Here is an 18,692-nt window from a genome sequence, read left to right as displayed (position 1 = left end):
GGTAGTGAGTTGCATGCGGCGTTGCGCGCATGAAGCGGCGTGAAGCATTAGATAGAATCTAGACGCGCCGCATTGTGACCGCACCATGTCATCCTGTAGGCCCCTTTGAGTTAGTCGACAGAAGTCGACGATGTTTTTTGGGGCGACTATTCAAATGATGCGCAGGACTACACTTCACAGGAAAACCCTTTTAGCTGCAGCCAGTATGGTTGCGCTGTTATTGGACACCGGTGAGGGCGCCATTGCGCAGACGTCGCAAGCGCTGCCCGCCGTTGAAGTGCATGCGCCGACGCCGCGTGCGGTCCGTCGTGTCGCGCCGCGCCGAAATGCCGCAGTCACGCCGCGGGCAACGCCTCGGCCCGTGGAACGCCGCGTACCCGCGACGCCCCCGACCGGCATGATCGGCGCGCTGCCGGCGGCATATGCCGGCGGGCAAGTTGCGTCCGGTAGCCAGGTTGGTCTGCTTGGTAATCGCGGCGTGATGGATACGCCGTTCAACCAGACGAGCTACACGGCACAGACCATTCAGGATCAGCAAGCGCGCAAGCTCGACGACGTATTCGCGAACGATCCGTCGGTGCGTGTTACCGTGCCGCGTCTCAGCGGTTTCGATCGGGTCAATATCCGCGGCTTCAGCGTCGGCAGCGAGGGATACGGCATCAATGGCCTGTACGGCATTGCCTCGGCGTTCTCGCTGTCGTCGCTTGCGGCGATCGAGCGGGTGGAGGTGTTGAAGGGGCCGTCCGCGTTGCTGAACGGCATGCCGCCAAGCGGCGGCGGTGTTGGCGGCAGCGTCAACCTCGTGACCAAGCGTGCCGGCGAAGTGCCGTTCGCGCAGCTCACCAATACCTATTCGTCGATTTCGCAGTTCGGCACGCATCTGGATGTCGGCCGGCGGTTTGGCGAGTTCAAGGAGTTCGGCGTCCGCTTCAACGGCAGCTACAACGGCGGCAGCACCGAGCTGGCCAATCAGAGTCAGGAAGTCGGGAACGCTTTCCTTGGGTTGGACTATCGCGGCGAGCGCGTGCGGCTGTCCGCGGATATCGGCTACGAGCACAACAGGGTCACGGCGATGACCCGCTTCGTCGATATCAACGGACTTCGCGCGGTTCCGACGCCGCCGGACGCACGCGCGAACTACATGCCGAGCTGGGGCTTCTGGGATTCGGAATCGCGCTATGCGATCGTGCAGGGCGAAGTGGATATCACTGATAACCTGACGGCCTATGCACAGGCGGGCATCGGGACCAGCAACACGCGCTATCTCTATTCCGACATTCGCGTGACGAATCTGGATGGAGAGTTCAACGGATTGTCGCGGCGCAACAACCAGAAGCATGAGAGGACCGCGGCGCAGGTCGGATTGCGTGCCAATGTCGATACGGGACCGGTCAACCATGCGATCAATGTCAATGCGGGGACATCGTCGGCCGATACCGGGATCATCAATGTCTCCGGAGCCACGAACTTCTTTTCGAACTTGTACAATCCGCGCTCGGGCCCTGTTTCAATTCGCGATGTGGGTGCTCCGCGGACAACCAGTCTGTTCGATCTGACGAGCGTCGGCATTGCTGATACGATGTCGGTCTTGAACGGGCGTATCCAGCTGACCGTCGGTGTACGGCATCAGTATGTGGAGTCTGAATCCTTCGCCCAGGGAACCGGGATCAGGACGGGCGGCTACGATTCGTCAGCCACCACACCCGCCTATGCGCTGGTCATCAAGCCGCTGGAGAATGTCTCGGTCTACGCCAATTACATTGAGGCACTGGAGGCGGGGATCATCGTCGGGAGTGGGTATCAGAACGAGGGTTCGGTGTTGCCGCCCTATCGCACCAAGCAGCATGAGATGGGTGTGAAGGTGGATTGGGGACGCATCACGACAACGGTTAGTGCATTCGACATTTTGAAGCCGATGCAGTTGGTCGATAGTTCGGTTTCGCCGTCCATCCTTACGCAGTCCGGCGAGGTCCGCAATCGCGGCGTCGAGATCAATACATTCGGTGAGGTCACCGACGGTGTTCGTTTGCTCGGCGGCGTCATGTTCCTTGATGCGCGCCAGCAAAGGACAGAGAAGGGCGCCTATGATGGCCGCTACGCCTTCAACATTCCTGATACGCAGTTCAATCTGGGCGGCGAATGGGATGTGCCCTTCATTCCTGGGCTGACCCTGACAGGCCGGGCGATTTATACGGGGTCATACTGGTCGGACCAGGCCAACACGGTCTACGGCCCGAGTTGGACCCGCTATGACGCCGGTGCGCGCTACACGTTCGCATCGCCGTGGAATGCCAAGCCGGTGGTCGTGCGCTTCTCGGTCGAGAACCTGCTCGATACCAACTATTGGCAGGCCTCGACCAACGAAGGCTACGTCATTCTCGGTGCGCCGCGGACTTACATGGTCTCGACGACGTTCAATTTCTGATATCGTTGATCGTCTGCGTGTCAGATCGGTCTGACGAGCGGCCACTGTGATGTCGGCCGCAGCTTTTGCTTTTGGTGAGCGCGTATTCACCTGCTCAGATGTGCGTGGCGTTTCGCCATGCGGTTATTGCTGCTCCGGCTTCACCTTGCCGATCTCGACAACCGTCTTCCAGCGGGTGAGCTCTTTTTCCAGAAAGCTCTGAAATTCCGCACTCGTATTGGCGACGACCTCGAAGCCGCTATCGGTCAGCCGCTTCCTGAGATCGGGCGAGGTGAGGGCGGTGGTGATCGATGTCTCGAGCTTGGTCTTCACATCGGCCGGAAGGCCCTTGGGCGCGACGAAGGCCTGCCACGAATAGATATTGAGATCGTCGACGCCGACTTCCTTCATCGTTGGCGTCTGCGGGAATGAATCGGAGCGCGTGTCACTGGTAACGGCCAGAATTTTCATCTTGCCGCCTCGGATGTAGTTGGCGACTGCGCCGAGATTCTGGAACGAGACGTCGACATGCCCGCCCATCAGGTCCGTATGGGCCTGCGAGCCGCCCTTGTAGGGCGTGTGGATACCGGTGGTCCCCGTTTTCTGCCAGAACAACACCGCCGTCAGATGGTCGGACGAGCCCACGCCCGATGAGGCGAACGTGACCTTGTCCGGATTCTTCTTGAGATAGTCGATGAGTTCCTGGACGGTATTGGCCGGGAAATCGGGGCGGGTGATCAGCACGTTGGGATTGCGCACAGCGACACTGAGCAGATCGAAATTCTGGAGCGGGTGATAGCCCGGGTCCTTGTAAAGCACCGGATTGATCGCGATGACCCCGATCGAGCCCACCATCAGTGTATAGCCATCCGGCTTTGAGCGAGCGAGTTGCGTTGCGCCAATGGAGCCGTTGGCGCCGGGTTTGTTCTCGATGATGAAGGACTGCCCGAAGCTTTCCTGCATCTTTTGTGTGGTCATGCGCGCTGTCGTATCGCTTGCTCCGCCGGCTGTGAAAGGCACGATCACTGTGACGGATTTCGAGGGATAGTCTTGCGCGATGGCCATGCCCGGCACTGTCAGACAGAATGCCGCCGCGGCGAGATGGCTGAATTTCATCTTCGTTTCCTCCACTGGAATGCTTCTGTTTATTGAACAGGCGACAATCTCCGTGTCGCTCTTGTCTGGACGGCTCATCCATGTGCTGAGGAGAATCGCGGACCCAGTTCAGATCGGCCGTGTCGACGCGCCAATATAGCGACCTGCAACCTTTAGTATAGGTATGGGCGGGCGCCTCCCAAGCGGCCATTTGACGCTTGAGTGTCATGCCATGGGCGTTGGCTCGGCCCGCTCAGGCGGGAAGCAATCGACGCCTAGGCGGCCTCGGAGATTTCCGCTGGCCTGTGTCTGCCGCGGAGTGGGATGGTGACGCAGACCACGGTGCCGGTGCCGAGCTTGGAGCGCAGCTTCATCGATCCGCCATGCAGGTTGGTGAGCGATTTGGCGATAGCGAGGCCGAGGCCCGAGCCGTGATAGGTCTTGGCGAGCTGGCTCTCGACCTGTTCGAACGGGCGCCCCAGACGCTTCAGCGACTGCGGGGCGATGCCGATGCCACTATCGGCGATCATCAGGGCCACGGAGTCGCGTAGCACGCGGCTGCGCACGGTAACGCGGCCGCCATCGGGTGTGAACTTCACGGCATTCGAGAGCAGATTGACCAGGATCTGCTTGATGGCGCGGCGGTCGGCCACCACCGGTGCATCGGCCGCGATGTCGGCGCTGAGTGTCAGATTCTTGTCGTCGGCGCGGCCGGAGACGACACGCAGCGCTTCGGACAGCGTCTGTCCGAGATCGAGCGGCTCAAGGTCCAGCTGCATACGGCCTGCCTCGATCTTCGACATATCGAGAATGTCATTGATGACTTCGAGCAGGTAGTGACCGCTGGTGAGAATGTCGTGGCAGTATTCGGCATATTTGTCGGAGCCGAGATTGCCGAACATGCCGCTGCCCATGATTTCCGAGAAGCCGATGATGGCATTCAGCGGCGTGCGCAGTTCGTGGCTCATATTGGCCAGGAATTTCGACTTGGTCTGGTTCGCTTCCTCGGCGCGGTTCTTCTCGTCGGAATATTTCTGGGCGAGGTCCGCAAGTTCGAGCGCCTGTTTCTCCAGCGCGGCCTGGGAGTGCTTGAGATCGATGACGCTGGCGCGAAGGCGCAGATCGTTGTCGACGAGCTTGTGCTCGTGCTCCTTGATGCGGGTGATGTCGGTGCCGACGGAGACGTAGCCGCCGTCCTTGGTGCGGCGCTCGCTGATATGCAGCCAGCTGCCGTCCTCGATCTGCGCTTCGAATGTCCGGGCGCCAGGGGCCGCAGCGCCGGATTCCGCGAGACGCGAGCGGACCTCGGGCATGCTGCCGACTTCGAGCACTGTCTCGTAGGACGTCCCCGGCGACACCGCCGAGTCCGGCAGCTTGTGCAGGCGCTGGAAATGCGAGTTGCAGAGCACCAGGCGATCTTCCGCGTCCCACAGCACGAAGGCTTCGGGGATGGTCTCGATGGCGTCGCGCAGCCGGACGTCGGCCTCGACGGTCTTCTCGGCGAGGCTCTTCTGTTCGGTGACGTCGATGGCGATGCCGATCAGGTGCTGGCTGCCATCGTTCTGGCCCTGCGCGAGTTCGCAGCGCAATTGCAGCCAGATCCAGTGGCCGTTGCTGTGCTGCATGCGGAAGGTCTGGTCGATGTGATCGATCTTGAACGAAATCAACTGATCGGCGATCTCGAACAGGTTGATGTCGTCGGATTGTACCAGCGCGTTGACTTCGCCGAAGGTCAGCAGGTCGCTGCGGCTGTCGAGGCCCAGCATGGTGAACATCGACTGCGACCAGAAGATGCGGCCGCGCGACAGATCCCAGTCCCACAATCCGCAGCGGCCGCGATTGAGGGCGGTGTCGATACGGCCGCGTACGGCGTCGTTGATCGCGTCGCCTTCGCGGGCGCGGGTCGATTGCCAGTGGAAGGCGAAGCCGAGGATCAGCACCACGAAACCGGTGGTGGCCGAGAGCGTGATCGACAGCGCGGAGTCCGAGCGCCAGATCGGCTCGTTGTTCTCCTGAATGACAACTACCTGACCCGGCAGCGCCTTGACGATGCGACGGGTGGCCAATGCATGGCTGTTGTCGGGCAGTTTCACATCGACAACGTCAGTGCGTTGACCCTGGGCAGCCATTGCCTGCGTCGCGCTGAGGACGTCGAGGATGCGATTGGCATCGCCCGGTGGCGGGTCGATCGGCACGCGCGCGAGAATGCTCTGATCGGCGCCCAGCACGATGACGTGGCGTCCCCCAGCGATCCCCCAGGATGGGATCAGACTGGGCAGCAGGCTCTGCAGGCGCTCGACGGCAGCAGAACGATCCTGACGAATGGTGCCGTTGCGTTCGAGACGCTCGGCGAGCAGATCGGCGAGCGCTGCGAGATCGCGCTTCATCGAGGATTGCTTCTGCCGGCTCTGATCGACCACCTGCACGAAGGCGCCGAAGAAGATCGTGACGAGAAAAGCGATGATGAGTGTGGGGACGGCCCGGCGAAGTGCCGGCTCTGCGATCAGCAGCCTGTGATAGGCCGGCTTCGCGATAGACTGCGCCAATCCTTTGATCGAATCGGATTGGACGCATGCGTTGTCCGCATGCGCACGCGCCATACCTAAGCCCCCTCGAAGAATCTCGCCCGCGTCGCTCGAAACAACTGCCCCGCCACTTCGAATCGCAAGACCAATAAGAATCCACTTTGCGGGGGCTGTCGAGAGTCAACGAAACGTTAACGTGAAATAAATCGTATCCACCGGAGAATTTCATCACTGTTCGGTACTTGCATGAGTCCGAAACAGGAACGCCGCGCATGAGAATCACGCGCGGCGTTGAAATCAATGACTCGCAGGGCGCGCGTTACAACGTGACCACGATCTTGCCGAGATGCTTGTTGGCTTCCATGTGGTCGAACGCCGTTCCGATGTCGTCGAATGCGTAGACCTTGTCGATCGGCAGTTTCAGTTGGCCGCCTTCGATGGCGGGCCAGATGTCCGCACGCACCGCACTGAAGATGTCGCGAATCTCCTGCAGTGACCTCGTGCGGAAGGTCACGCCGATATAGTTGATGCGGCGTGCGGCATGGAGATCGAAATTGAAATCGCCATGGGTGCCGCCAAGCCGGCCGACATTGACGATGCGTCCCATCACCTTCGTGGCTTTCAGGTTCTGATTGGCGACGGGCCCCGAGATCTGGTCGACGATCAGATCGACGCCGTCGCCACCTGTGGCCTTGAGCACTTGATCGACCCAGCCGGCATCTTTCGAATCGATGGCGAGGTCGGCGCCGAAGTCCTTCAGCCGGGCGCGACGTGCGGCGTCGGTGGATGAACCGATCACCGTCTTTGCGCCCTTGAGCCTGGCGATCTGCAGCGCCATCAGGCCGACGCCGGAACTGGCGCCCTGGATCAGGACCGATTGGCCGGGGTGCAGTCCGCCATTCGTCACCAGCGCATTGTGCATCGTGGTGATGGCGACGGGCAGGGTGCAGGCATCCTCGAAACTCATGCTGGCCGGTATGTGGAACAGCCGGCCGTGATCGGTGACGGCGAATTCGGCAAAGGCCGCACCACCGGAACCCATCACGCGATCCCCGACCTTGACGCCCTTGGCCTCCGGGCCGAGTTCGGCGATCTCACCGGCCCATTCCATTCCCAGCACCGTGCCGACACCGCCGGCAGCGCCGTGGACGTGGCCTTTGGTCATGCCGAGGTCGGCGCGGTTGAGGCCGCAGGCCTTCACCTTGACCAGCACCTGCGAGCCCGTGGGTGAGGGTTTCGGGGCATCACCGATCGCAGCGCCGTTGGCGCCGTAGACATAAGCTTTCATGGCTCTGCTTTCCGTTCCGTCTATTCAGCGGCCTGGCGCTGGCCGCCACCAAGCATAGCTTCGAAGCGTGCACGGATAATCGTCTCGGCATCATGCATGATGCGCGAGACGAGCTCCTGGCAGCTCGGGATGTCGTGGATCAGGCCTTGGACCTGGCCCGCCGACCAGATGCCGTCTTCGGCATCGCCGTGCGAATAGACCAGCTTGCCGCGGGCACCGGCGACGAGCTCCTTGATCTGCTCGAAAGTGGCGCCTTCCTTCTCCATGGCGACGACCTGTTTGCTCACCGCGTTCCTGGCGACGCGCGAGGTGTTGCGCATGGTGCGGAAGATCAGGTCGGTCTCGCGCTCATCATTGGCGACGATGCGCTCCTTCACCAGCTGATGGATCGGGCTTTCCTTGGTGCACATGAAGCGCGTGCCCATATTGATGCCCTCGGCACCAAGCGCCAGCGCGGCGACGAGGCCGCGGCCATCGCCGAAGCCGCCCGAGGCGATCATCGGGATCTTGATCTTGTCGGCTGCGGCCGGGATCAGGATCAGGCCGGGGGTGTCGTCCTCACCGGGATGTCCAGCACATTCGAAGCCGTCGATCGAGATGGCATCGACGCCCATGCGCTCAGCGGAGAGGCCGTGGCGTACGCTGGTGCATTTATGGATGACCTTGATGCCGTGCTTCTTGAATTCGGTGACGTGTTCCTGCGGCTTGTTGCCGGCGGTCTCGACCACCTTGATGCCGGCCTCGATGATGGCCTGGCGATATTCCGCATAAGGCGGTGGCTTGATGGTCGGCAGAATGGTCAGGTTCACACCGAACGGCTTGTCGGTCATATCGCGGCAGCGCGCGATTTCCTTGGTGAGGTCTTCCGGCGTCGGCTGGGTCAGTGCGGTGATCAGACCAAGCGCACCGGCATTGGCCACTGCGGCGACGAGCTCGGCCCGGCCGACCCATTGCATGCCGCCCTGGACGATCGGGTGTTCGACACCCACGAGCTCGGTGAAGCGCGTCTTGATCATGATTGGTCCTCTGTTCCCTCGCAGGCGCATCGGGTGTGCCCGATGTGGCTTGTTGATCTTTCGGGGGCGGAGGATGCCGTTGCACCGCCGGAATGTCCATCGGACAGCCGGCGGTGCGCCATGCGGATAGTGCGGGGCGGGTGCCTAATTCCTATTGGTGGAATTCGTTATGCAGCGCGCCGATCCCATCGATGGCGATGGTCACGGTTTTGACCGGCTCCTTCATCACGCCGACGCCGATGGAGGTGCCGCAGCAGATCAGATCGCCGGGCGGTCTGGAACGCGAAGTGAGCTTGAGGCTAGGCCTCAGGCGACCGCTGCATGCGCTTGCGGTGCATCCTCATGGTCGAGCGCTCTGCTGATGTCGCGGATGCTGATCACGCCGATCAGCGTGTGATCGTCGATGACCGGGACATGCCGAATGTGATGCTTGTTCATCAGGTGGCGGACGTGTTCGAGCGTGTCGGTCGAGTGGCAGGAAATCAATTCCTGGACCGAGATCATATCCGAGACCTTGCGATTGACGCCGGCGGCGCCGTGTTCGGCGATCGCGCGAACCACGTCGCGTTCGGAGAACATGCCGACCGCGGTGTTGCCCTCGGTGCGGCACACGTCCTTCACGACCAGTGCGCTGATATTGCCTGTCCGGAGCAACTGCGCCGCGATGGCGACGGTCTCGTTCATGCGGACAGTGGCGATACGGGTGCTCTTCCTACGCAGGATATCTCCGACTTGCATGGCAATAACCTCCCTTGGCTGATCGGCTGAGGATCGATCTTGTAAGCGCAAGATTGGTATACGGTATGCCAGTTGTCAACGCAGAAACCAGCATATCGAGGGGCGGTGGATCAAGAAAGAAAGTCAGTGTTTCTGACGTTTATTTGCTGCGTGGCGTGTGTTTTTCGACCTGCTTCTATCGCACCGGCGAATCCAGTTGGGTGTCTGGCATGCCAGTTGGGCATGAAAAAAAGGGGCGCACTCGCGTGCGCCCCTTCTCGGCATAGCCCGATCGATCAGGCGGTTTTGGCGCTCTGCGGTGCCGCTTCCGTCACCACAGGTTCGCTTCCCAGAATGAATGCGCGCCGCATCGGCTTGATGACGAACAAGGCGAGCAAAGCGGCCGTGGCATTGAGTGCAACGGCGATCACAAACACGGCCTGCCATCCATAGCTCGCTGCAATCAGGCTCGCGAGCGGTACCAACAATGCCGCCGTGCCCTTCGCGGTGTAGAGCATGCCGTTATTCGTCGCGGCATATTTGGCGCCGAACGTGTCGCCTGACGTCGCTGGGAACAGACTGTAGATCTCACCGAACACGCCGAAATAGACCGCCGTCGCCAGTACGAAGACGAGTGGGTTGTGACCATAGGCCGACAGCGTCAGCAGCATCACCGCGGCGGTGCCGAAGGCGATGAACATGGTGTGTTCACGGCCGATCTGATCGGACAACCAACCGAAGAGCGGGCGGCCGAACCCGTCAAAGATGCGATCGAGCGAGATGGCGAAGGTCAGTGCTGCCATCTGGAAGCCGGCCAATGTCACCGGAGAATTCGCAATATTGTAGTCGTGCGCGATGGGCGCGATCTGCGCTGCGGTCATCAAACCACCGGCGGCGACCATCACGAAGACCAGATACATGACCCAGAAGATCGGGCTGCGCAGCACTTGCGGCGGCGTGAAATCCGTCTTGGTCTGCGGCAGATTGAGTTGTTTCCTCGTCACCGGCACGGCCTGCCCAGGCGGACGCATGAAGAAGGCGAGCACGAACACGATCAGGCCTTGACCGATGCCGAAGGTGAAGAAGGCATGTTGATAGCTGCTCTCCGCAATCATATGCGCGATCGGCACGACGGTGATCGCAGCGCCAGCGCCGAAGCCTGCTGCTGTGGCGCCGGCAGCGAGGCCGCGGCGATCGGGAAACCACTTCAGGGCGTTGCCGACGCAGGTGCCGTAGACGGAACCTGCGCCGATGCCGCCGACGACGGCGCCGGCATAAAGCATCACCAGCGAGTCCGCATAGGAGTTCAACACCCAGGCGAGGCTGATCATGGCTCCGCCGAACATGATGACGACGCGCGGACCGTATTTATCGACGAACCACGCTTCGACCGGCACCAGCCAGGTCTCGACGACGACGAACAGCGTGAAGGCAAGCTGGATCGCGGCGCGACCCCAGTGATACTTGGCGTCGATCGGATCGACGAACAGCGTCCATCCATATTGCAGGTTGGCGATCATCGCCATGCAGACGATGCCCATCACGAGTTGGATCCAGCGGAAGCTGCCGGGTGGGTTGGACGCGGTGGTGAAGTCTGGCTGAGCCATCGTGTTTCCTCCGATGCGCGCTTTTTCCCTTGCGGCGTGGTGTCGCTAAGGTTGTGGCGTATTGCCGCAGGCGTCGCTTGGTCGAAGACTGGTATATTATATTCCACGATGCAAGGTGGTCTTGGCCGATTGTTGCGTGAAGGCGATCACGCCTTGGCGAGCAGCGCATCGCCCACGCAAAACGCGCCCAGCCGGGGCTGAGCGCGTTGTTTTCTTTAGTCTTTTTGCGTTTTTAGGTCGCAAGCGCCTTGCTGACGACGACCTTACGCCAAGGCTTCAGCACCGCAATGGCGAGCAGTGAAGCCAGGATGTTGGCGCCGGCTGCAATGAGAAAGACGCTGTCCCACGTGCCCGATGACTGCTGCATGTAGTTCGCAACCGGCACCAGAAGTGCTGCCGTCCCCTTTGCCGTATAGAGCAGGCCGGCATTGGTCGTTGCGAACTTGGAGCCAAAGGTGTCGGTGCAGGTCGATGGGAAGAGCGAATAAATCTCACCCCAAGCGAAGAACACGAAGCCCGACAACAGCACGAACCACAGCGGATCGTGACCCCACATATACAGCGCCCAGATGCCGACGCCTTCCATGCCGAAGGCGATGAACATCGTGTTCTCGCGGCCGATCATGTCGGAGATCCAGCCGAAGAACGGGCGTGTCAGGCCGTTGAGTACGCGGTCGATGGTGGCTGCGAAGGTGACCGCCGTCATCGTCATGGCCATCAGCGTGACGGGTACGTTGTCGATCTTCCAGTCGGCCGCAATGGGCTTCAGGTTGGCCGTCACCATCAGGCCGCCGGCACCGACGATCACGAACATGAAGTACATCAGCCAGAAGATCGGATGGCGGATGACTTCTGTCGGCGCGTAGTTGCGGCGGGTCTGGATCACGTTGGCGTTCTGCGTGACCGCCGGTACCTGTCCAGCCTTTGGCGCGAACAGGAAGAAGGAGAGGATCACGATGATGATGCCTTGCCCGAGACCGAAATACAGAAATGCGGTCTGGAAGCCGGAATCCTGGATCATGGCCTGGATCGGCGCGACCGTGAGGGCGGAGCCGGCACCAAAGCCTGCAGCGGTGATGCCAGCCGCGAGGCCGCGCTTGTCAGGAAACCACTTCAGGGCATTGCCGACGCAGGTGCCGTAGACGCCGCCAGCGCCGATGCCCGCAACGATCATGCCGAGATAGAAGCCGTTGAGCGTTTCCGCCTGTGCATTGATCGCCCAGCCGATGCCGCAGAGGATGCCGCCGATGAGGACGACGAGCTTCGGGCCGTATTTATCGACGAACCATCCTTCGACCGGCACCAGCCAAGTCTCGAACAGAACGAAGAGGGTGAAGGCCCACTGGATCGACGCACGATCCCAGCCGAACTTCTTCTGGATGTCGGGGACGAAGAACGTCCAGCCGTATTGATAGTTGGCGATCATCACCATCGCGCCAACGCCGATGGCGAGTTGTGTCCAGCGGTAGGCATCGCTGACACGTGCGGCAGCTGGCGCCACCCCGTGAACTGCATCAGTCATAGTTCCTCCTAAAGCGCTGTTCTATTGAGAGCTCGACAGCTGCGAAGGATAGTTTGGTATATGATATGCCAACTAACAAGCGAAATCTTGCCAATTTGCCGCTGCAAGTTTCGCATGACTGAATGCTGTACTGCGATACTACAAGACAGCACAAAGCCGGCGGTCCAGACCGCCGGCTTTTGGGTTTGAACAGTTATTTGTATCGTTACTTACGCTGCTGCAGTGCGAGTACGCAGCCGGGTGAAGCCGTTCTGGATCACCGACCAGAACAGCGCGATCAGGCCGAGGATCATGATGCTGCTGACCAGTGTGTTCGAGAAGAAGATCCCGAGCGATCCCTGTGAGCCCAGCAATGACTGCCGGAAGGCTTCCTCGGCCTTGTCGCCGAGCACGATGGCCAGCACCAGCGGGGCGAGGGGATAGTTACACTTCTTCAGTGCGTAACCGATGATTCCGAATACCAGCATCATCACCACGTCGAAGGTCGAGTTGTGGACGGAGTAAGCTCCGATCGCACAGAGCACCAGGATAAGAGGTGCGATGATGCTGAATGGAACCCGCAGGATCGCTGCGAAGATCGGCACGCAGGTCAGCACGATGATCAGGCCGACGAGGTTGCCGAGATACATCGAGGCGATCAGGCCCCAGACGAACTCCTTCTGCTCGACGAATAGCATCGGGCCAGGCTGCAGGCCCCAGATCAGCAGACCACCAAGAAGCACAGCGGCAGTTGGCGAGCCGGGGACGCCGAGCGAGAGCATCGGAAGCAGGGCCGCGGTACCGGCAGCATGCGCGGCCGTTTCCGGAGCGATAACGCCTTCGATCTCGCCCTTGCCGAAGTTATTGCCGTTCTTGGAGACGCGCTTGGCGATGCCGTAACTCATAAAGGACGCGGGTGTCGCGCCTGCGGGCGTAACACCCATCCAGCAGCCGATGACGCAGGAGCGCAATGACGTCATCCAGTATTGCGGCAAGCTCATCCAGGTACGTAGTACGACGCGAAGATCGATCTTCGCCTTGCCGCCCTGGAAGCGCAGTCCTTCCTCCATGGTGAGGAAGATCTCGCCGAGGCCGAACAGGCCGATGACGGCGATCAGGAAGTCGAAGCCATTGAGGAGTTCGGTCGAGCCGAACGTGAGCCGCAGCTGTCCGGTGATGGAATCGAGACCAACGGCGGCGAGCGCGAATCCGATCATCATGGCAGCGATTGTCTTGAAAGGTGGCTCCTTACTCAGCCCGACGAAACTGCAGAACGCCAGGAAGTAGACAGCGAATTTCTCCGCTGGCCCAAATCGTAAGGCGAAGCCTGCGACCAACGGCGCGACCAGGGTAATCATGACGACGGCGAACAGGGCGCCGACAAAAGAGGACGTGAAGGCGGCTGTCAGTGCTTCGGCAGCCTTGCCCTGCTGCGCCATCGGATAGCCGTCGAATGTCGTGGCCACCGACCATGGCTCTCCGGGTATGTTGAACAGAATCGAGGTGATCGCACCTCCGAACAATGCGCCCCAATAGATGCAGGACAGCATGATGATGGCCGATGTCGGCGGCATGCTGAAGGTGAGGGGCAGCAGGATCGCAACGCCATTGGCGCCGCCAAGGCCGGGCAGCACGCCGATGATGACGCCAAGCACGATGCCGAGCACCATCACCGCGATGTTGAATGGCTGCAGCGCGACCGCAAAGCCCTGGAACAGATTAGCAATTTCTTCCATTTCGAGTAGTCCTCAGAAAGAGACCGGCAGACGTAACGGAATTAAAGATCGCGGAAATCAGAGACCGAGCAGATCCTCGAGGGGCCCCTTGGGGAGCGGCACGAGAAACCAGCGTTCGAAGATCAGGTAGGTGACGACAGGCATGCCAAGAGAGATAGCGGCGATGATCGGCCACTCATATTTGCCGAGCCAACGCATGAACCATGCGATGAAAATCATCGACGACACATAGAGGCCGATGAACGGCAGGACGCCGACATAGATGCCGGTGGGAATGACGACGCTGAAGACCTGGCGCAGCTGGCCCCATTCGGCGAACAGGCTGTCGTCGTCCTCGCGCAGCGTGTTCCAAATATTGACGAGGCTGGAGATGATAATGAACAGCCCAATATAGAACGGAAAGAATCCGGCTTTCGGTCCCTCTGCGCCCCAGTTGATGCCGGCCTTGACGCTGCCATAGACGACGATGGCGCCGAACAGGCCGATGACGGTGGTGACGCCGGCTTCGACCGATTTGTGAGACGGGCCTGCGTTGTGAGATTTCTGCGTGGTCATGGACAACTCTGTGTGAGAGATCTGCGTCGATCAGCATGTCGCATGTGCCGGACCTGATGTGCGATCAGGTCCGGCCTCATAGCGCCCGCGTCAGTTGGCTTGTGCGAGGAAGCCGGCTTCCTTCATCAGGGTCTCGTGGCGCTTCTCTTCGGTGCCAACCCAGCTGGCGTACTCGCCGCCGGTCATGAAGGTCGTGTTGAAGGCGCCGCTCTTCATCAGGTCCTGCCACTCGGGCGTCGCGCGGACCTTCTTGAACAGTTCGACATAATACTCGATCTGATCCTTCGTCGCTTTCGGCCCCATGAAGATGCCGCGCAGCATCACATATTCGATATCGAGCCCCTGCGACTTGCAGGTCGGAATGTCCTTCCAGCCCTTGCCGTCAGCAACCTGCTCGTCATAGGCCATCGGCTTGCTGTCGAACACGCAGAGCGGACGCACCTTGCCGCCGCGCCACTGCGCGACAGCCTCGATCGGATTGTTCACGGTTGAATCGACATGCTGGCCAACGAGCTGCACCGCGACTTCACCGCCGCCCTTGTAGGGGATGTAAGTGAACTTGCTGCCGATCGCTTTCTCGACTGCGACCGTGATGATCTGGTCTTCCTGCTTCGAGCCGGTGCCGCCCATCTTGATCGTGCCGGCCGGTGCGGCCTTCACGGCGTCGATATAGTCCTTCACCGTCTTGTACGGTTTGTCGGCATTTACCCACAGTACGAACTCGTCGAGCGCCAGCATCGCGACTGGAGTGAGATCCTTCCAGTTGAAGGGAATGCCGGTGGCGAGCGGTGTCGTGAACAGGTTAGAGAGCGTGATGATGATCTTGTGCGGATTGTTGTTCGCCGACTTCACGTCGAGAAAACCTTCACCGCCCGCGCCACCCGACTTGTTGATGACGACAAGCGGCTGCTTCATCAGACTGTGCTTGGTGATGATGCCCTGAATGGTGCGCGCCATCTGATCGGCGCCGCCGCCGGTGCCCGCGGGAACGATCAATTCGACGGGGCGCGTCGGCTCCCATGCAGCAGATGCCGGGAGAGACGCTCCCAGGCAGAGAATGGATGCAGCGGCGGCCAGCGTGAGACATGAACCTAGGCGTTTCATTTTTTCTCTCCCATTCGTTTTGATAGCGTCGATCGTTCGTCGACTTTGAAATCGTCAGTGCGTGGTCGGGTCTTCCTTCGAAAGTCCTGATTGCAGGTGTGCAAACACGCCCTTGCGTGCGCCATATGCGCACGTCAGACTGTCGAGCCTTGAAGCGGCTCGCCTGAAAAAAGGATGAGTGGGTCTGGATCGCTCTGTCATGGCGCATACGGCATTGCGTGCCCGCGAAGGCAGCGCAGCCTTTGTCCTCCCCAGGTATGCTTTCTATTCAGACGTGAAGCATTACCGTTCGCGCATTTTGGTATGCGATATGCCAAGCGGCAAGCGATTAGAGCCGTTAAAAGCCGGGCAGGCTGAAATGTCGCAGGGAATGCGAGGCGTCGCTGCGATGCAACTACACAAACAAAAAAACGGCCCCGGAAATCCGGGGCCAGTCGTCGGGAGGAACGCAGAGAATTTTGCGCGGGCTGGCCGCGCAAAATTAGTGAAGTTGCAGCCTTACAGACCGAAGCGGGGCAGGTCACCGTTGCGGGCCGAGATGCGTGCGCTGGCCATCAGCGCGCGATCGAGCGAGGCCATGAAGCGAGCGAAGAAGCTGGTGGACGTGGTGAGGTCGAGAGAAGCAGTCTTCGACATGATTTGATCCTTTGCTGGAGGCCGCCGCGTCTTGGCGCCTCATCATCTGGGATCAATGTACGTATACCAGATGCCAAGGACAATTGTCTTGTTTGCATGGCAGCATGAGGATTTTGCAGTGCGATATGGATCGATTTGATTTTCTTATTGAAGTTTGGCGCTAGCCTTTCGCAAAGATGGCGCCGCGGGCGACGGCCATCTCGGACAGATTGACGTTCGCCAACATGGGATGGAGGCTTGCCGACTATGTTAGCGAAGCGGGGGAGGGGCGCATGGCTACAACCACCGAACACAGGCTGACGTTCATGAGTGCCGTGGCAGTATATGCGGAGATCGAGGAACTACTGCCGCAGTTCGAGCGGCAGCACGGCATTGCGGTTCAAGCGAAGTACGACGTGAATCCGGCCGTTGCAAAGCGTATCATGGACGGCGAAGACTTCGACGTCGGGCTGACTAATCCCTGGTATGTCGACGAGATGATCTCGCTTGGGTGCGTTTTTCCGGATATCCACGTGCCGTTCGGGCGCGTTCCGCTAACGATCGGAGCTGCCGCAGCTGCGCCGGACGGCGTCGCCAGTTCACATGAAGCCGTGCGCAAGCTCCTGTTGAGCGCGGACTCGATCGCATACACCTCCATAGGGACCAGCGGGAAGACGTTCTTGAAAGCCGTCGAAATGATGGGCCTGCAGGAGCACATCCGAGATCGCTTGCGTCCGATGGGCGCTGGCGAGCCGCCGATCGCTGTCGCCAACGGCGAAGTACAGTACGCCATCGCGCCGCTTTCGAGGATTATAGCTGCTCCCGGCGTCGCACCCGTTGCGAACTTTCCGCCTGAACTCGGTCTGCACATCGATATGTCGATGTTTGTCCATCGGAAAAGCCGTCTTGAAAAAGCGTTGCAGCTTGTCCAGTTCCTTTCGGATTCCGGGCTGGACGCCTACCTCAGATCTCACGGCGTGTATCGTTACGAGCTGTAGCAACAGACCGCGAAAGTGCAGTGCGAGGCGACATCTCAGCTGTCATTGCGAGCGCGGCGAAGCAATCAGACGCCACAAACGAAGACTGGATTGCTTCGTCGCAAGGTTCCTCGCAATGACGGCTGAGCGGACAGCGCTTGGACGACGCGAAAAAGGCCGCACATTGGCGGCCTTTCGCGTGACTTGAATGCTTGCGCTTCGCCTTTACTCTGCCGCAACCTTGCGCGGCGGATCGAGTGCGCCGGAGTCGTGGATTTCGGCCACCTGATGATCGCTGAAGCCCAGCACTTGCTTGAGGATTTCGTCGGTATGTTCGCCGAGCAGCGGCGAACGGGTCACTTCGGTGGGGCTTTCCGATAGCTTAATCGGATTGCCGACCGACAGATACCTGCCGCGCTCGGGGTGATCGACCTCGACCACGGTGCCGGTGGCGCGGAGCGACTGGTCTTCGGCCAGCTCCTTCATGGACAGGATCGGACCGCAGGGGATGTCATCCTTGTTGAGGATTTCCATCGCCTCGAACTTGGTCTTGGTCATCGTCCACTGTTCGATGCGCGCGAAGATTGCGTTGAGCTTGGGCAGGCGCACCGCCGGCTTGGCATAGGCCGGGTCGGTCTTCCAGGTCGGTTCGCCGATCACGTCGCAGATCTTCTCCCACACCGGCGCCTGAGTGATGAAGTAGATGTAAGCGTTCGGGTCGGTTTCCCAGCCTTTGCACTTCAGGATGCGGCCGGGTTGACCACCGCCGGAGTCGTTGCCGGCGCGGGGCACGGCATCGCCGAACGGAATACCTTCGCCGAACTGGCTGTATTCCTTGAGCGGACCGTGAGCGAGGCGCTGCTGGTCGCGCAGCTTGACGCGCGACAGGTTGAGCACGCCGTCCTGCATCGCGGCGGTGACCTTCTGGCCCTTGCCGGTTTGCGTGCGCTGATACAGCGCGGTGACGATGCCGAGTGCGAGATGCAGGCCAGTGCCGCTATCGCCGATCTGTGCGCCGGTGACGAGTGGCAGGCCGTCGCGGAAGCCGGTGGTGGAAGCGGCGCCGCCGGTGCACTGCGCGACGTTCTCATAGACCTTGCAGTCCTCATAGGGACCAGGACCAAACCCCTTGATCGAGGCGACGATCATCTTCGGGTTGATCTGCTGGATCTTCTCGAACGGGAAGCCCATGCGGTCGAGCACACCGGGTCCGAAGTTCTCGACGAGAACATCGCACTCTTTCATCAGCGCGGTGAGGACTTCCTTGCCCTTCGGGTTCTTGGTGTCGAGGGTGATCGAGCGCTTGTTGTGGTTCAGCATGGTAAAATACAGGCTGTCCACATTCGGCACGTCCTGCAGCTGGCCGCGGGTGATGTCGCCGACGCCAGGGCGTTCGACCTTGATCACATCGGCGCCAAACCATGCCAGCAACTGCGTGCAGGTCGGGCCGGACTGAACGTGGGTGAAATCCAGAATGCGAACGCCTTTGAGCGCCTGTGTCATTGTTTTGCTCCCGTAAACTAGTTTTGCCGCCTCGGCATATGAGAAAAGG

The 18,692-nt window shown here is 60.4% G+C and carries 14 protein-coding genes and 1 pseudogene; 2 read left to right on the top strand and 13 right to left on the bottom strand.

The window, feature by feature from the left end; translation table 11 throughout:
- The first annotated feature begins 205 nt into the window (after nucleotides 1-205).
- Entirely contained in the window at nucleotides 206-2,425 is a 2,220-nt protein-coding gene (locus tag AB8A38_RS07980; protein WP_439085609.1) for a TonB-dependent receptor, read from the top strand.
- 123 nt (nucleotides 2,426-2,548) lie between these two features.
- On the opposite strand, the gene AB8A38_RS07975 is transcribed toward AB8A38_RS07980, so the two are convergent.
- The 12 genes and pseudogenes from AB8A38_RS07975 to AB8A38_RS07920 all read right to left on the bottom strand — a co-directional run bounded on the left by AB8A38_RS07975 (nucleotide 2,549) and on the right by AB8A38_RS07920 (nucleotide 16,184).
- Nucleotides 2,549-3,520 carry a Bug family tripartite tricarboxylate transporter substrate binding protein gene (locus AB8A38_RS07975; RefSeq protein ID WP_439085608.1) on the bottom strand — a complete coding sequence of 324 codons (972 nt, stop codon included), beginning with the start codon at nucleotides 3,518-3,520 and terminating at the stop codon, nucleotides 2,549-2,551.
- Between the two features lie 254 nt (nucleotides 3,521-3,774).
- Nucleotides 3,775-6,099, bottom strand: coding sequence for a PAS domain-containing sensor histidine kinase (locus AB8A38_RS07970; RefSeq protein ID WP_439085607.1), 2,325 nt, complete (start codon nucleotides 6,097-6,099; stop codon nucleotides 3,775-3,777).
- A 244-nt stretch (nucleotides 6,100-6,343) separates the two neighbouring features.
- Nucleotides 6,344-7,312 carry a zinc-binding dehydrogenase gene (locus AB8A38_RS07965; RefSeq protein WP_439085606.1) on the bottom strand — a complete coding sequence of 323 codons (969 nt, stop codon included), beginning with the start codon at nucleotides 7,310-7,312 and terminating at the stop codon, nucleotides 6,344-6,346.
- A 20-nt stretch (nucleotides 7,313-7,332) separates the two neighbouring features.
- Entirely contained in the window at nucleotides 7,333-8,328 is a 996-nt protein-coding gene (locus AB8A38_RS07960) for an NAD(P)H-dependent flavin oxidoreductase (RefSeq protein WP_439085605.1), read from the bottom strand.
- A gap of 151 nt (nucleotides 8,329-8,479) precedes the next feature.
- Nucleotides 8,480-8,599: pseudogene (locus AB8A38_RS07955) on the bottom strand (fumarylacetoacetate hydrolase family protein); the annotation flags it as partial.
- Nucleotides 8,600-8,634: 35 nt separating this feature from the next.
- Entirely contained in the window at nucleotides 8,635-9,066 is a 432-nt protein-coding gene (locus AB8A38_RS07950; RefSeq protein ID WP_089267110.1) for a CBS domain-containing protein, read from the bottom strand.
- 275 nt (nucleotides 9,067-9,341) lie between these two features.
- The gene (gene oxlT / locus AB8A38_RS07945) at nucleotides 9,342-10,652 is read right to left on the bottom strand and encodes an oxalate/formate MFS antiporter (RefSeq protein ID WP_439085604.1); all 1,311 of its coding nucleotides are present in this window, start codon (nucleotides 10,650-10,652) and stop codon (nucleotides 9,342-9,344) included.
- Between the two features lie 232 nt (nucleotides 10,653-10,884).
- Nucleotides 10,885-12,174 carry an oxalate/formate MFS antiporter gene (gene oxlT, locus AB8A38_RS07940; RefSeq protein ID WP_089267112.1) on the bottom strand — a complete coding sequence of 430 codons (1,290 nt, stop codon included), beginning with the start codon at nucleotides 12,172-12,174 and terminating at the stop codon, nucleotides 10,885-10,887.
- Nucleotides 12,175-12,383: 209 nt separating this feature from the next.
- On the bottom strand, nucleotides 12,384-13,889 hold the full coding sequence (locus tag AB8A38_RS07935; RefSeq protein ID WP_089267113.1) for a tripartite tricarboxylate transporter permease: 1,506 nt from the start codon (nucleotides 13,887-13,889) through the stop codon (nucleotides 12,384-12,386).
- Nucleotides 13,890-13,946: 57 nt separating this feature from the next.
- Nucleotides 13,947-14,444, bottom strand: coding sequence for a tripartite tricarboxylate transporter TctB family protein (locus AB8A38_RS07930; protein WP_315841616.1), 498 nt, complete (start codon nucleotides 14,442-14,444; stop codon nucleotides 13,947-13,949).
- Nucleotides 14,445-14,534: 90 nt separating this feature from the next.
- A complete protein-coding gene (locus tag AB8A38_RS07925; RefSeq protein ID WP_439085603.1) occupies nucleotides 14,535-15,548 on the bottom strand; it encodes a Bug family tripartite tricarboxylate transporter substrate binding protein in 1,014 nt (337 codons plus the stop codon).
- A gap of 498 nt (nucleotides 15,549-16,046) precedes the next feature.
- Complete coding sequence (locus tag AB8A38_RS07920) at nucleotides 16,047-16,184, bottom strand: hypothetical protein (RefSeq protein WP_170849697.1); 138 nt, start codon at nucleotides 16,182-16,184, stop codon at nucleotides 16,047-16,049.
- Between the two features lie 272 nt (nucleotides 16,185-16,456).
- On the opposite strand from AB8A38_RS07920, the gene AB8A38_RS07915 reads away from it, so the two are divergent.
- The gene (locus AB8A38_RS07915; RefSeq protein ID WP_315841618.1) at nucleotides 16,457-17,161 is read left to right on the top strand and encodes a substrate-binding domain-containing protein; all 705 of its coding nucleotides are present in this window, start codon (nucleotides 16,457-16,459) and stop codon (nucleotides 17,159-17,161) included.
- Nucleotides 17,162-17,365: 204 nt separating this feature from the next.
- Here the strand turns inward: AB8A38_RS07915 and frc are convergent, their stop codons facing one another.
- Nucleotides 17,366-18,643, bottom strand: a complete 1,278-nt coding sequence (frc, locus tag AB8A38_RS07910; protein WP_439085602.1) for a formyl-CoA transferase — start codon at nucleotides 18,641-18,643, stop codon at nucleotides 17,366-17,368.
- Nucleotides 18,644-18,692 lie beyond the last annotated feature (49 nt).

It is taken from the genome of Tardiphaga sp. 839_C3_N1_4, from assembly GCF_051811045.1.
Classification (GTDB): domain Bacteria; phylum Pseudomonadota; class Alphaproteobacteria; order Rhizobiales; family Xanthobacteraceae; genus Tardiphaga.
Note: the sequence above shows the minus strand (reverse complement) of the source record. Positions and strands in the feature narration are given on the sequence as shown.

Coding starts and splice junctions, on each gene's coding strand:
- AB8A38_RS07925 (WP_439085603.1), bottom strand. CDS start 15,548: ATGAAACGCCTAGGTTCATGTCTCACGCTGGCCGCCGCTGCATCCATT.
- AB8A38_RS07950 (WP_089267110.1), bottom strand. CDS start 9,066: ATGCAAGTCGGAGATATCCTGCGTAGGAAGAGCACCCGTATCGCCACT.
- AB8A38_RS07980 (WP_439085609.1), top strand. CDS start 206: ATGGTTGCGCTGTTATTGGACACCGGTGAGGGCGCCATTGCGCAGACG.
- AB8A38_RS07965 (WP_439085606.1), bottom strand. CDS start 7,312: ATGAAAGCTTATGTCTACGGCGCCAACGGCGCTGCGATCGGTGATGCC.
- oxlT (WP_089267112.1), bottom strand. CDS start 12,174: ATGACTGATGCAGTTCACGGGGTGGCGCCAGCTGCCGCACGTGTCAGC.
- AB8A38_RS07915 (WP_315841618.1), top strand. CDS start 16,457: ATGGCTACAACCACCGAACACAGGCTGACGTTCATGAGTGCCGTGGCA.
- AB8A38_RS07930 (WP_315841616.1), bottom strand. CDS start 14,444: ATGACCACGCAGAAATCTCACAACGCAGGCCCGTCTCACAAATCGGTC.
- AB8A38_RS07960 (WP_439085605.1), bottom strand. CDS start 8,328: ATGATCAAGACGCGCTTCACCGAGCTCGTGGGTGTCGAACACCCGATC.
- AB8A38_RS07920 (WP_170849697.1), bottom strand. CDS start 16,184: ATGTCGAAGACTGCTTCTCTCGACCTCACCACGTCCACCAGCTTCTTC.
- AB8A38_RS07970 (WP_439085607.1), bottom strand. CDS start 6,099: ATGGCGCGTGCGCATGCGGACAACGCATGCGTCCAATCCGATTCGATC.
- frc (WP_439085602.1), bottom strand. CDS start 18,643: ATGACACAGGCGCTCAAAGGCGTTCGCATTCTGGATTTCACCCACGTT.
- AB8A38_RS07975 (WP_439085608.1), bottom strand. CDS start 3,520: ATGAAATTCAGCCATCTCGCCGCGGCGGCATTCTGTCTGACAGTGCCG.
- AB8A38_RS07935 (WP_089267113.1), bottom strand. CDS start 13,889: ATGGAAGAAATTGCTAATCTGTTCCAGGGCTTTGCGGTCGCGCTGCAG.
- oxlT (WP_439085604.1), bottom strand. CDS start 10,652: ATGGCTCAGCCAGACTTCACCACCGCGTCCAACCCACCCGGCAGCTTC.